Below are 12,348 nucleotides of genomic sequence, written 5' to 3' on the forward strand. Positions count from 1 at the left end.
TGTTGTGTGAGACGTCCATGAAGATTCCCCATTTTTCCACCGGCACGCGCGTGCTCGGATCGTTTTCCCTCGTGTTGCTGATCATGGCCGGCATGACCGGCGCTTCGCTGTGGCGCCAGCATGGCGCCGAACGGGCCATGACGAGCTTGGTGCAAGTCCATCTGGCCAGGCAGCAGGCGCTGTCCGAGCAACTGGCGACGGCGCGCCTGAACGGCGCGCGCACCTCGGCCATTGCGCGCAGCGACAGCCTGGAAGTGGCCGATTATTTCCAGGCCCAGCTCGACGCCGGCGAAACCGCGCTGCGCCAGACCGAACAGCGCCTGGCGGCCTTGTCGCCCGGCGTGGAAGAGCGCCCGTTGTGGCACACCGTGCTGCAGCGCAAGCAAGCCTACGGGGTGGTGCGGGCAGAGGTGTTGCGGCTCAAGGAAATCGGGCGCACGCAAGATGTCGCCGAACTGGCCGCGACCACGCTCGAATCGACATTCAAAGCCTACGTGGCGGCGATGGAAGTGGCCTTGCGGCACCAGAGCGCGCAATCGCAGGCCCTGGCGGCGGCCTCGGCGGTTCAGTTCCGCCACAGCCGCAACCTGCTGATCGGGCTGGGGCTGGCCGCGCTGGCCGTGGCGGCCCTGCTGTCGGCGATGCTTACGCGCGGCATCGTCACGCCCCTGAAACGCGCGGTCGGGCTGGCCGAGCGCGTGGCGCAAGGCGACCTGCGCATGTCGATCGAGCACGCGCGCGCCGACGAAATCGGCCAGCTGTTCACCGCCCTTTCCGATATGTCGGCGCGGCTGGCCAGCACGGTCGGCAAGGTCCATGAGGGAGCGCTGGCGATCGACCTGGCGTCGCGCGAGATTGCGGAAGGCAATTTCGAATTGTCGGGGCGCACCGAGCAGCAGGCGGCCGCGCTGGAAGAAACCGCCTCGTCGATGGAAACCCTGACCGACGCCGTGCGCCAGAACAGCGCCAACGCGCGCCTGGCCAACGAATTGGCGGAGTCGGCGTCGAGCGTGGCGCGCGAGGGCAGCCGGGTGGTGGCGGAAGTCATGCACACGATGACGCACATCAACGACTTCGGCAAGAAAATTGCCGACATCACCAGCGTGATCGACGCCATCGCGTTCCAGACCAATATCCTGGCGCTCAACGCGGCGGTGGAGGCGGCGCGCGCGGGCGAGCAGGGCCGGGGCTTTGCGGTGGTGGCGGCCGAAGTGCGCAGCCTGGCGCAGCGTTCGGCGGCGGCGGCGCGCGATATCCATGCCTTGCTGGGCAATTCGTCGGCCAAGATCGCCAACGGCAGCGCGCTGGCGCAAGCGGCGGGCGCGACCATGGACGAGATCATGCTGCGGGTGCAGAAGGTGACCACGATCATGGGCGCGATCAGCATGGCCACCAGCGGGCAGGAGCACAGCATCGGCCAGGTCAGCAGCGCGATCCGGGCGCTGGATGGCGTGACCCAGCAGAACGCCAGCCTGGTGGATGAGGCAGCGGCGGCGTCGGGCGCGATGCGGGGCCAGGCGCGCGAACTGGCGCGCATGGTGGCGTATTTCCAGACCGGCCACGATCGACCGCAACGGCAAGAGCGATATCTTCGCCATTTGGAGGGGATACCTGGAACAATGTCCCCGGCATGGCAAGCGCAGGATGCCGCATGAAACGGGTCACCGGTATGATTGCGCAACGGGAATGCTGTCCGTGCGCCCACCAAGGAAAGGTCCATGAAAATCTTGATAGTGCCAACGTTGCTTGCACTGTGCGCTCTCCAGACGATGTCAGGCTGTGGGGAGCGTGCGCGTCCGCTTGAACATCCACAAAGAACGGCGACGGTAGCAAAGCCATCCGCACAAGCCATTGGCACAGCGAGAATGCTGGACGATCGCTCCATTGTATTGAATTTACGAGCTGAAACGGAAGGGAGTGTCGGTCATGCCCGATTCACCTATCAGCCTGGCGATCCGATGCATGTAAAAATAGGTGAGCATGTCGGGGGACTCAAGCCTGGGGAGGAGAAAAGCGTTCCTCCCTTTCCCGAACAATAGGGCGCCGCGGGGCGCGAAGCACAGGTGCGCTAAGCCGGTTGCGGGAACGCCGGCCGGAACGGCATGCTCAGCGTCGCCCGCGTTCCTTGCGCCAGCGGTGCGATGAGCAGCGCGGCGCGCTCGCCGAAACCGGTCTCCAGGCGCGCGCGGATATTGATCAGCGCCACGCCGTTGCCGGTGCTGCGGCGCGCCTGCCCTAGGCCGAGGCCGACGCCATCGTCGTCAACCACGATTTCCAGCACGCCATGGCGCACCAGCGCGCTGATGCGCACGTGGCCGCCTTCGAGCCTTGGGCCGACGCCATGTTGCACGGCGTTTTCGACCAGCGGCTGCAACAGCAGGGGCGGCATCAGCGCCTGTCGTACGGCCTCGCTGGCGTCGATGGAAAACGCCAGGCGGCTGCCCATCCGGATCTGCATCAGCAGCAGGTAGTTGTGGGCCGTTTCCAGCTCGGCGCCAAGACTGCTGTCGGTCGCGCGCATCTGCCCGAGGCTGGCGCGCAGGTAGTCGGTGAACGATTCGAGCATCAGTTGCGCGCGCGCCGCATCGGTGGCGATCAGGCTCTGCACATTGGCTAAGGTATTGAACAGGAAGTGCGGCTCGATCTGCGCCTGCAACATGCGTAACTGCGATTCGGCGGCTTGCTGCGCCAGCGCCTTTTCCTTGGCGCGGAATTGCCACCAGACCCAGTTGGCGGCCAGGATCAGCGCCGCGAAAATGGCGAACTTGAGCTGGACCATGGGCGCGCCCGCCAGCTTGTGCCAGAAGTTGACCGCGTACACCTGCCCCAGCACGGCATAGCCGGCCCGCACGCCGAGCGCGGCGCCGGCGAACAGGATCGCGCTCATGACGGCGAGCGGGCGCCAGCCCTGCATGGCGAACAGGGCGTCGATCCACGCAGCCGGCAGCAGCCATTCGCCGACGCGCATGAGCAGCAGCATGCTGGCGGCGGCGCAGGCGCCGAACAGGAGGTTGTTGGTCAGCGAGCTGGTCCACCAAGCCAGCTCGGCCTTCGCCATCAGGAGCACCGACACCAGCATCAGCACCAGCGTCACCGCGAATGCGAGTCCGATGGCGACCAGCAGGCGTGCCCACCACGGCTCCTCGCGGCGCTTTTTCAGGATCAGAAAACTGCGCAAGGCTTGCTTGACGGTGGGGCGGATATCCATGGGGAAAAGAGTGTAGCAGCTTCGCCGGCTCAGCCTTTCGGACGCGCGATCGCGGCCAGCGCGGCGCGGCGCGCGCGCTCGCTCTTTTGCGCCTCGGCCAGCTCCAGGTCGAAGGAGGAGGGTGCGGCGTCGGCGCTGGCCGCAGCGCCGATATCCTGCGCCACCCGGAAGCCTTCCAGCGCACCGATAAAATCGACCGGCATGGCGCCCCGGTGGCTGGCGTGAAAGCCGCGCCAGTGCCAGCTGCCGCCGCGCACCACGCGCGCCTTGCAGGTCGCGTCGACCCAGGCGCTGCCGTCGGCGGGCGCGCCGGCATAGCTCTCGTGCTCGCAATCCTGGACATATTCGGCGATATTGCCCAAGGTATCGTGCAAACCGAAGGCGTTCGCTTCGTACATCCCGACGATGCTGGCGTAGCCGGACTTGTCGTCGCACGGCATCACGCCCACGTGCTCGCGCGATTCCAGGCCGTCGAAGTCGCGCCGGATGGCCGCCTCGGCCGAGCGGTCGGCCAGGTTGGCGTAGCGGCAGGCGGCGGTTTCCTCGTTGCCGAAAAAGTAGCGCGCGGTGCCGCCGGCGCGGCTGGCGTACTCCCATTCCGCTTCGCTCGGCAGGCGGTATGGTTTGCCGGTCTCCTTGGCCAGCCAGGCGACGTAGGCCTGGGCGCCGTTCCAGCCGATGCAGGTGGCCGGTTCGAACTTGCTGAGCGACTGCAGGGTGGCGGCGTCGACGAACTCGTTGGGCACGCTGGTGAACCAGCGCTTCGACGCCATTTGCAGGCACATGCGCGGCGCCTTGTAGCCGGTCGCCTCGACGAAACGCTGGAATTCGGCGGCGCTCACTTCGTACTTGCCGATCCTGAACGCCTTGAGCGTGACGCTGTGCGCCGGTTGCGTATTGGCGGCGCGCGCGCTGCCCATCACAAACTCGCCGGCCTTGATCGTGACCATCTGCGGTTCGATCGGCGCCGCCATGGCGGCGTTGGCGAGAAGGAGGAGGGAAACAGTCAAGGTGGATTGCTTGAACATGGCGTGCCTGCGGGTTGGTTGAGATGCACGCAGGATGGCAGGCGGCGCCCGGGCGCACATGCCCGCCGCGACGGATCGACAAGCGCGCCGACGAATCGACATGCGCGCGGACCAACTGCAGCCGGTCGCAGCCGGCGTCGATTGGTCTCAAGGCGCTGGCGCCGGCGCCGGCGGGCGCACTACAATGGCGGCATGACATTCTCTTGCTTTCCCCGATGCGCGCCCTGATCGCCGACGACGAGCCGCACCTGGCGCGTTTCCTGCAACAACAGCTGGCCACGCTGTGGCCGGAGCTCGAGATCGTGTGCCTGGCCGGGAACGGCGTCGAGGCGGCGCACGCGATTGCCACCTTGCAGCCGGAGCTGGCTTTCCTCGACATCCAGATGCCGGGGCTGACCGGGCTGGAGGTGGCGCAGGGCATCGAAGGGCCGACCAGGGTGGTCTTCGTGACCGCCTACGACAGCCATGCGGTCGAGGCCTTCGAGCACGCCGCGCTCGATTACGTGCTCAAGCCGGTCAAGCTGGAGCGCCTGGCGCGCACCCTGGAGCGCATCAAGGCCGCCTGCGCGCCGGTGCAGGCCGATGCGCGCCTGGCGCTGGCGCTGGGGCGCTTGCTGGCGCTTCCCACGCAGCCGCGCCTGCGCTATATCCGGGCCGGGCAAGGCGAGCTGACGTTCCAGGTCGCGGTGGAGAACGTGCTGTTCTTCCACGCCGACGACAAATATACGGTGGTGAGCACGGCCACCGGCGAACACCTGATCCGCACCCCGCTCACCGAGCTGGCGGCGCAGCTGGACCCGGAGCAGTTCTGGCAGGTGCACCGTTCCACCCTGATCAACCTGGCGTTTTTGGACGGCACCCGGCGCGACGAGGGCGGGCGCCTGTTCGTGCGCATGCGCGGCTGCCAGCGTGAACTGCCGGTCAGCCGCGCCTTCGTGCACCTGTTCCGGGCGATGTAGTCCGGGCGCTGTCTTTCACGCCTTTGGCAAAAGGGAACTACGGGCGTGTGACGCCGCCAGGCCCAGGCGCGGTGACCGGCTCAGCGAAGCCAGGCAAACAGGCCGGCGGCGGCGCAGCCGAGCACAGTGGCGCCGACCACGACTTGCAGCACCCGCCCCGCCGGTTCGGGCGCCGCTGGCGGCACGCCGGCGCCGCTGGCGGGCCTGGGCGCCTCGGCGGCGACCACCACCACCGCCAGTGGTTCGGGGCGCAGCGGGGCCAGGTGCTCGGCGCCGGACGGGCTGGCTAGCACGCCGCCCAGGTCGTCCTGCTGGTAGGTTTCAGTGCTGTTGGTGGACATGGGACGGTTCCGGGGTGAGTGGCTCAGGCATCGACGATGGCGTTCACGGTGCAGATGACCATGCTGGTGCAGGCGCTCTTGTGGCCGTGCAAGGTAAGCGGGATCGCTTCGTCCAGGGTCGCGCCATCGCCCTCGATGATCGGGTTGACGCCGTGCAGCGGGCAGCTGACCAGGTCGCCCACGCGGGCCACGCGCCGACCGTCGATGGTAAAGCTGCCGCTGGCCTTGATGACCTTGCCGCCGTGGGTGGTCATGTCGCCTTCGCAGCAAACAGGACGCTCCATCAGAAGGTATCCTTCACGCCGGCGGTGGACGGGAAGTACGGGCGCTTGACGGCCGCGTCGTTTGTCATCTGTTCGGCCGATGGCGGCGTGACCAGCAGCAAGGTGGCGCCATCGTTGCGGCGCAGGTTGGCCACCAGGGTGGCGCCGCCGCTCTGGCGTCCCGCCATCGAGGCCAGCGCCACGCCCACAAACGCGCTGGCGGCGCCGGTGTCGCCCAGGATGCGCGCCAGGTCGAAGCCGCGCTTGGGGTCGAGCAGGTCGATGTCGTCATCGATGGCGTGCAGGCCCTGCACCAGCGGCACGAAGCGCTCGCCGCTGCGGCGGTCGTCCCAGACGCTGCCGTAGTCGTAGAAAATGCGCGCCGGCGGCTTGCCGCCCAGCGGGGCCAGCGCGGCGCGCAGGGCGCTTTGCATGCGCGCGGCTTTTTCAAGCGCCTTGACCGGCTTGCCGGCGTCGTCGAGGTAGGACACCACCAGCGGGCGGTGCACCGTGCCGAAGTGTTCCAGGTGGTCGAACTGCGCGACCTGGAAGGCGGTCCAGGGCTTGGCCAGGAATGGGGTCGGGACAAACGGCGTGGGCGGATTTTTCTTCCAGCCGGCAAACTCCGACCAGTTGCGCGAAAAACGGCCGCCGCGATTCTTGACCACCATGGTATCGGTCACGAACGGGGCGAACGGACGCAGGCGCTCCACGCGCGCGCGCTGCGCCAGCACCAGCATGGCAAAGCTGTCGCTGACCACGCGCGCCTGCTTGGGGCGGTAGACCTGCTCGGCCGCCAGTTTCTCGTAGCGCGGCGGATCGCTGCGCTTGAAGCTCAGGGCGCGGTGCATGGCGCTGTCCTTGGCGGCCACGCCGATGGCCGGCACGTCCGCATTTTGCTCGAAGGTGGCGAACAGGGTTTGCCACAGCGCGTCGGGCTCGTCGTTCAGATAGGAGTTGAGCACCTGCCCGCTCTGGGTCAGCAATTCGCGGAACGAGCCCGGCGCGGTGTACGGGCCGCCGACCGTGGTGACGACCACGCTGTGCGCGTTCGACTTGCGGCTCAGTTCGCGTGCCGGGCCTTCGTCCGGCTCGCCGAAGGAAGGCGCGACCACCGAGATCGGCAGCGGATAGCGGTCCATGAATTCGCGCACCGCGGCGTCGATCGTGTCCAGGTTGCGCTTGGACGCCATCATCTGCCATTCCGGCAAGGTCTTCGGATATTGTTTCGGGTCTTGCGAGACGATGTAGCTGCCGTTGCTGTCCTGCACCGCCTGCCACAGGTTGGCCTTGGGATAGTCGGGGTGGTTGCGCCAGGTTTCGACAGCAACGCCGACGCCGACCAGTTCGAGCGACTCGATCGGCGGAAATGTGCTGCCTGTTTGCGTCTGCGACATAAGAGGGTCCATCTTGTTGATGAGGGTCGGCGCGGCGCCCCAGGCGGGCGCGGCGAGCAAGGCGGCGAGCGCCCAGGCGCGCGGGGCCCTCCTTGCCAGGGGCGGCGGCGCCGTCCGGGACATTACTGGGGCGCCTTCGGCTTACATAGCGGCAGCGAGGTATCCTTGGGGTCGCCGGTGCAGAATTCGCGTTTCGGGGTAAAGGCCGTGAAGCAGCCGCTGGCCGACAGCAACACCCCCATGATGGCGAGGGCCGGCAAGACCCTGCGCGCCGACGGCAGGCGGGATGTGCGATGTTGAACGAGCTTCAATGTTGTCCTCCACGGGGAAAGGCATGTTGTTGGTTGCGGCGCTGGTTTTCCTCGAAGCGCTGCTGGGTTGTTTCCGAAATCACGAACGGGGCCAGGGTTGTCACGGTGCAGGCATCGGTGAACGCCGGCAGCTTGCCCGGATGCAAACCGTCAGCCGAATGGTAGTGGAAATTGCCATTGATGACGTCGCGTTCGGCGGCGCCGATCTCGCCGTTGAGCATGGCGACGATGTCCGGCGCCGGCGCCGCAAACGCGGCGCTGTCGAGCGATCTGTCGTCGACCACGCCATGCCAGTTGGTGCGCCAGTCGGCCGCCGCGCGCAAGAACGTGATCCATTTCAGGTCATTGGTCTTGAGAATGTCGCTGATGCCGATGCAGACATCGTAAGCGACCGCCTTCTGGCTGTGCATGGCATTGCTGACGATGCTCGAATGGTAAGAATTTTCCCCTTCGCGATTCATCCAGCGCGCCTTGGCCTGTTCCGCCGTCTCGCCCGGCAACATGCCTTCCTGGCTTTTTTTGGTGTAGGGACTGGTGGCGCCGATGGCCGCGTCGATGGGGCCGTTCTGCAGCTCGGCGGCGCCCATCTCGGGGATGAACGGCGCGTGCAGCGGCTCGGCGTTGATGAAGCGCTTGCGCCCGAAGGTATGGCCGACATTCCACTTGAAGTGGATCTTGTAGTCGTAGGGCGCGCTGCCGACCGGCGGGGCGTCGGCATTCTTGCCCAGGGGCGAAGCGAACATGCGCTGGTAAAAGCGGCTACCCAGCTTCTGGCGCATGGCTTCGTACACGCCCCACCAGCCGATGCCCTGGATGTTGGGCAGGCCGACGGTGGCGTCGTCCGGGCTGAAGTAGAGGAACACCTTGCCGCGGTTGTCGCGCTCCAGTCTGGCGGCCGCTTCCCACAGGCGCCCGACCACGCCCTCGCCCTCGGTCTTGAGGCTGGCAAAAGCGGGCACGCTGGCCGGCGCGGTGGTCATGAAATCGGCCACGATCTTGCGCAGGGTTTCTTCGCGCGCATGCGCGGTCTGCTGCTCGCCGCCGGTCTGGAAGGTTTCGATGAACGGTTCTTCGAGGCTGTATGGCGGATTGTTGAGCACCACCGTATCGGCCTTGACGCCGGCGCCTTCCTTGCCCAGCATGGCGTGCGCCAGCAGGGTGACGAAGCAGCCCTGGCTGTGCGCGATGATGTTGACCGGCTCGTTGGGCGACTTCTTGCGGATGATGCGCAGCAGCGCGGCCAGGCGCTGGGCCGCCAGCACCATGTAGGTCCTTGGCGGCGCGCTCAGCAGTGGATGGGTGCCGTCGTCCGGATCGGCGCGCCGGATCGCCCAGTTGCGCCGGAAACCTTCGCCGAACATGTCGGGAATATTCGTGGTGGCGTTGGCGAACGGCCCGCCGTTCTTGCCGAAGCGCTTGTCGAGGCGGTTGCCGTAGCGGTCCAGGTATTCCTTGTGCGGCTGTTCGGTGTCGGCCTGCGCGCTCTCTTCGCGAAACCCCCAGTAAAACGGGATCACCGACGAGGTGCCCTGGTCGGGCTTGCGCTGGAAATACACCTTGTCGGGATCGGGATGGACGTCCTGCGCGCCATAGTCGCCGGTTTTTTTCTGCGGCGGCAAGGCCCACTCGCCGGCCAGGATATCCTGGCGCTGCAGGCGCGTGTTCAGGCCCGCGCACAGGCCGGCTTCCTGCCTGGCGAAGGCTTCGCCCACATCGTTGACGCCGTGTACCAGGATGGTGATGCAGGGCATGCTGCGCTTGATCGGAATGCCCGCTGTCGACTTGCTGGTCAGCAGGATCTGTTCTTCATTGCCGGGGACGACCAGATTGTCCTGCTCGTTCATGCCTTGTCCTTCCAGACCTTGATGTCGGCGATCCGCATCACGTCTTTCTCCGCCAGTGTGGTCAAGCCATCCTTGCCGGTCTTGCCTTCGATAAGCTGGCCGTCGTCGAGCTTGATTTGATAGTTATGGTTATCCAGTTTGTCGAGCTGGTCGCCATCGCGGTGCAGCATGAACTTGCGCCCGGTGTCGCCCACCTCGAAGGCCGGCATGTCCTGCTTCATGTTGCCCGGCCCGGTAAACAAGCGCGACGCCGACTTGAAGGTCAGCTTGCCCGGACAAACGATGTCGATATTCCCGCCCGACAGTTTGATATAGGCGCCGCCGCTGGTGAGCGTGATGTGCTTCTCGGCCGCCATCAGGATGTGCTCCTTGGTCGAGAGCACGGTGACGCTCTTGTCGGCCGTGATCTCGATGGCGTTGTGCTGGGCTTGCTGGATCAGCTTGCCCTTGTTGGCGATGCTGCGGATGTCGCCGTCGAGCGCGAACTGTTCGATATCCTTGCCGGCCGTGTGCAGGATCGACTGGCCGGCGTAGTGCTGCTGGTTGTGGCGCGCCACCGTGTCCATGTTCTTGCCGGCGAAGTGGGTCTGGTCCATCGGCGTGGCGCTGGCGATGCCGGCCGCGGCCGTGATCGCGATGACCGGCGCCCCGCCCGGCATGCGGCCTTTGGCGGCGCTTTCGTCGCCGCTGCCGTGGCCGAGCGCGCTTACCGCCTCGGTCAGCGACTCTTGCGGCTTGGAATCGCGCGCGCCGCCTTCATGTTGCTCGGCGGCCTCGCCCAAGCTCCTGGCCAGGTCGAGCGCCTGCTCCAGGCAACGCACCAGCTCGTCGCGGCTCAAGGTGCCGCCGACGGCGCGCGTGCGCCCGTCGGTCGAGAGCAGCAGGCCGCGCGAGGCGCGCAGGGCGCCGGCGCCGTTGGTTTCCAGCGCGAAGCCTTCGCCACGACTGTCCTTGCGGCCCAGGTTGTCTTCGATGCGGGTGATATGGCCGAGCGACAGCTGGCTATGCTGATGGTCGCTTTTGAGCTGGGCCTGGATCTGCCCGCCCGAGTCGTCCAGCACCAGATGGTTGCTGCGCCCGCCGGCCGTATTGCCGCCGCCTGGCGTCAGTTCGCGGCTGCGGATGCCCATCAGGGCTTTCTGGTCCGCCACCTTCCACGGCGGCATATTGTTTTCGTTGTAGACCGCGCCCGAAATGATGGGCCGGTCGGGGTTGCCGTCGAGCCAGACCACCACCACTTCCTGGCCTTTGCGCGGAATCGCATGCGCGCCCAGTTCGGCGCCGGCCCAGGGGCTCGACACCCGCAGCCAGGCCGAGCTGCGTTCATCGTTGCCGCCCACGCGGTCCCAGTGGAACTGCACCCGCACGCGGCCGTAGGCATCGGTAAACACATCGTCGCCGCCCGGGGTGACCACGGTGGCCGTCTGCGGCGCCAGGATGCGCGTGGCGCGGCTGTTGTAGCCGCGTCCCGGACGCCAGGCAATACGCTTGCGGATGCAGGTGAAGCGGTTGCTGTACTCGGCCGGCGTATCGACCTGCTGCAGATAATTGTTGCTGATCGAATGATGCACGCCGACGATCAGGAATTCGTTCTGGCCGGCGCCGTCGGCGTCGTCGTGGAAATGTCCGTCCAGGCGGAAGCTGCGGCCCGGCATGCTGAAGCGGTTGTTCCCGCGCGCGGAAAAATGCTTGCCGCTCGCTTCGGTTTCTTCCATGCGCAGGCGGGCCTGGTCGGCGCCGGCGGCGCTGTCGGGAAAACCGTAGGCGCCGGTGTACTCGTAGGATTCGATCTTGAGCACGGTGCCCTGCAGGTTCACGGTCGGGACGTCGACATGGGCCGGATGGGGATGCTTGAAGTCGAAGCTCGACAGCGCGATGCTGGCCGCGACCAGGTCGCGCACGGGCGACCATTCGCCGATCGCATCTTCTTCCAGCGCGCCGCCGTGGCGCTGGAAGCGCACTTCCGGCTTGCCGTCGATCGGCGCGGCCTGGGGCGAGTCGTCCGACAGCACCAGCTTGTGCCCGCTGGCGCTGTGTTCGTACCAGTAATGCCAGCCGGCCGCTTCCCAGCGCCGGTGCAGGTAATTGTGGTCGTCTTCGGCGAACTGGCACGCCATGGTCATGCGCGGCTCGGGCGCGCGCAGGCGGCAATCCCAGTCGGGATGGGTGCCGTAATCGTCGAAGATGCTGGTGGTCTGCTCGCGCAGCGTGGTGTCGTGGAAAACGTAGTTGTCGCGGCGCAGCTTGAGGTAGGCCAGCCAGGGTTTCAGGACCATCGAGTAAAACGCCACGCTGCCGTCGGTGCGGCTGAGCTGGAAGGCGAACACGTAGCCGTTGAAGTAGCGCAGGGTGCCGTCGCCGCGCACCAGTTCGATGGTGACCATCTTGCCCTGCACGTCCTTGAGGGCGATGCTGGCGTTATCGGACAGCACTTCGACGGTGTACTCGAAGTCGCGCGAAAGTTCCTCGCGCGCCTCGAGGCGGTTGGCCAGCAGCACATCGTCCGGCCCGTCCGCGTGCGGAAAGGTCAGGCGCATGAGGCGATTGTGTTGCCGGCTGAGCGCCATTGCCGCTACCGCCGCAGAAATACTACCCATAAGAATTGCATCCTCAATCAGGCGTTATATAACCACAAACCATAGTAACTGAACAACGCGTTGACTGTCAGTTTTATTGCTGAAAAATAATTGGTGTGTATTTACGTGCAAGTAGGCGCTGCCGGGTGCACGCCCCTGCCGGCGCCCGGGATGGGCCGATGCTGCAAAACAACAGATGAGTCTGTTTGTGTGGGATCGCGCCGCAAGCATCGGGAATTCGCCGCGCTTGCGTGTTCGGCACATGAATGTGCAGGCGACGACGCCAAACTTGCACTATGCCGCCATCGACGACGACATATCCAGATTGAGCGGTTCGCCTGGGACAGTGCCGGAGATGGGCGAGATTGCGCGTCTGATGTTGCGCCGCCACGTCGATCATCTGGAAAGTCCTAATTAATGT

Annotated in this window: 12 protein-coding genes; 4 read left to right on the forward strand and 8 right to left on the reverse strand. The window is 66.2% G+C overall.

The window, feature by feature from the left end; translation table 11 throughout:
• Nucleotides 1–17 precede the first annotated feature (17 nt).
• Together F0185_RS13295 and F0185_RS13300 are read left to right on the forward strand one after the other, a co-directional pair.
• Nucleotides 18–1,655: a methyl-accepting chemotaxis protein gene (locus tag F0185_RS13295; protein WP_167225103.1), complete on the forward strand. Its 1,638-nt coding sequence runs from the start codon at nt 18–20 to the stop codon at nt 1,653–1,655.
• A 63-nt stretch (nt 1,656–1,718) separates the two neighbouring features.
• A complete protein-coding gene (locus F0185_RS13300) occupies nt 1,719–2,039 on the forward strand; it encodes a hypothetical protein (RefSeq protein WP_167225105.1) in 321 nt (106 codons plus the stop codon).
• Between the two features lie 29 nt (nt 2,040–2,068).
• On the opposite strand, the gene F0185_RS13305 is transcribed toward F0185_RS13300, so the two are convergent.
• Together F0185_RS13305 and F0185_RS13310 are read right to left on the reverse strand one after the other, a co-directional pair.
• A complete protein-coding gene (locus tag F0185_RS13305; protein ID WP_167225107.1) occupies nt 2,069–3,208 on the reverse strand; it encodes a sensor histidine kinase in 1,140 nt (379 codons plus the stop codon).
• Between the two features lie 29 nt (nt 3,209–3,237).
• Nucleotides 3,238–4,236 (reverse strand): formylglycine-generating enzyme family protein, encoded by a 999-nt coding sequence (locus tag F0185_RS13310; protein WP_167225109.1) that lies wholly within the window; start codon nt 4,234–4,236, stop codon nt 3,238–3,240.
• 215 nt (nt 4,237–4,451) lie between these two features.
• On the opposite strand from F0185_RS13310, the gene F0185_RS13315 reads away from it, so the two are divergent.
• A complete protein-coding gene (locus F0185_RS13315; protein WP_167225302.1) occupies nt 4,452–5,195 on the forward strand; it encodes a LytR/AlgR family response regulator transcription factor in 744 nt (247 codons plus the stop codon).
• Nucleotides 5,196–5,275: 80 nt separating this feature from the next.
• On the opposite strand, the gene F0185_RS13320 is transcribed toward F0185_RS13315, so the two are convergent.
• The 6 genes from F0185_RS13320 to F0185_RS13345 are packed head-to-tail and all read right to left on the reverse strand — an operon-like array spanning nt 5,276 to nt 11,948.
• Entirely contained in the window at nt 5,276–5,536 is a 261-nt protein-coding gene (locus F0185_RS13320; protein ID WP_167225111.1) for a hypothetical protein, read from the reverse strand.
• Between the two features lie 23 nt (nt 5,537–5,559).
• A complete protein-coding gene (locus tag F0185_RS13325; RefSeq protein ID WP_167225113.1) occupies nt 5,560–5,820 on the reverse strand; it encodes a PAAR domain-containing protein in 261 nt (86 codons plus the stop codon).
• Complete coding sequence (locus F0185_RS13330) at nt 5,820–7,319, reverse strand: type VI lipase adapter Tla3 domain-containing protein (RefSeq protein WP_167225115.1); 1,500 nt, start codon at nt 7,317–7,319, stop codon at nt 5,820–5,822. The genes F0185_RS13325 and F0185_RS13330 overlap by 1 nt, the downstream gene beginning before the upstream one ends.
• Nucleotides 7,319–7,507: a hypothetical protein gene (locus tag F0185_RS13335; protein WP_167225117.1), complete on the reverse strand. Its 189-nt coding sequence runs from the start codon at nt 7,505–7,507 to the stop codon at nt 7,319–7,321. Before F0185_RS13335 ends, F0185_RS13330 begins: the two co-directional genes overlap by 1 nt.
• Nucleotides 7,504–9,351, reverse strand: coding sequence for a T6SS effector phospholipase Tle3 domain-containing protein (locus F0185_RS13340; protein ID WP_167225119.1), 1,848 nt, complete (start codon nt 9,349–9,351; stop codon nt 7,504–7,506). Before F0185_RS13340 ends, F0185_RS13335 begins: the two co-directional genes overlap by 4 nt.
• A complete protein-coding gene (locus F0185_RS13345) occupies nt 9,348–11,948 on the reverse strand; it encodes a type VI secretion system Vgr family protein (protein ID WP_167225121.1) in 2,601 nt (866 codons plus the stop codon). The genes F0185_RS13340 and F0185_RS13345 overlap by 4 nt, the downstream gene beginning before the upstream one ends.
• 175 nt (nt 11,949–12,123) lie before the next feature.
• On the opposite strand from F0185_RS13345, the gene F0185_RS13350 reads away from it, so the two are divergent.
• Nucleotides 12,124–12,345: a hypothetical protein gene (locus F0185_RS13350; protein ID WP_167225123.1), complete on the forward strand. Its 222-nt coding sequence runs from the start codon at nt 12,124–12,126 to the stop codon at nt 12,343–12,345.
• Nucleotides 12,346–12,348: the final 3 nt, after the last annotated feature.

Origin of the sequence: Massilia rubra (assembly GCF_011682065.1) — a bacterium.
Taxonomy (GTDB): Bacteria; Pseudomonadota; Gammaproteobacteria; order Burkholderiales; family Burkholderiaceae_D; genus Telluria_A; species Telluria_A rubra.